Origin of the sequence: Mesorhizobium sp. M7A.F.Ca.MR.362.00.0.0 (genome assembly GCF_004023175.1) — a bacterium.
GTDB lineage: Bacteria > Pseudomonadota > Alphaproteobacteria > Rhizobiales > Rhizobiaceae > Mesorhizobium.
Genome location: NZ_RZTF01000149.1, coordinates 13,295 through 13,961 on the forward strand (window position 1 = coordinate 13,295; position 667 = coordinate 13,961).

The window sequence follows — 667 nt, forward strand, 5'->3', positions numbered from 1 at the left end:
CCGCAAAACTGGACGGCATTCCTGTCTGGAACCAAGCTGTTCCGAAGGATGAAAACGCCTTTGCCGGACAAATCTTCTTGGGCCGGGGCCGGCTATTTGGCTAAGGTTTGGCTGAATTCCGGCACGATGTGCGGGATGTCGTTGAGGCTGTATCCAAGCCCATGCGTCAGGCCATAGAAAATGCCCATCAGGATCGCGGTGGCGATGGTGGTGCGGATCACCGCGCGCAGCATGTGGGGACCGCGCGGCGCGCTCGGAACCGTGCCGAGCGTCACGTCACGATCGTCGTCCTGCGTCCTCACGCTGAACGGCAGCACGGCGAACAGCACCACCCACCAGGTCGCGAAAAACAAGGCGGTGAACGAAACCCAGCTCATGATTGCTCCAGTTCGATCAGCGTTCCGAAAAAATCTTTCGGATGCAGGAACAGCACCGGCTTGCCGTGCGCGCCGATCTTCGGATTGCCGTCGCCCAGCGCGCGGGCACCGGCGGCCTTGAGCTGATCGCGCGCGGCCAGGATGTCGTCGACCTCATAGCAAAGGTGATGCATGCCGCCGGAAGGGTTCTTCTCCAGGAAGGCGGCGATCGGCGACCCCTCGCCCAATGGCTCCAGAAGTTCGACCTTGGTGTTGCCGACATTGACGAACACCACCGTGACGCCATGCTC

At 61.5% G+C, this 667-nt stretch carries 2 protein-coding genes; both read right to left on the minus strand.

Going from position 1 to position 667, the window contains the following annotated elements; translation table 11 throughout:
- Positions 1-92 precede the first annotated feature (92 nt).
- Positions 93-377, minus strand: a complete 285-nt coding sequence (locus EOC06_RS18810; RefSeq protein ID WP_127267197.1) for a DUF1467 family protein — start codon at positions 375-377, stop codon at positions 93-95.
- Positions 374-667, minus strand: a 294-nt coding sequence (gene mce / locus EOC06_RS18815; RefSeq protein ID WP_128308483.1) for a methylmalonyl-CoA epimerase, incomplete at its 5' end; no start/stop codon positions are given. The genes mce and EOC06_RS18810, both read right to left, overlap by 4 nt.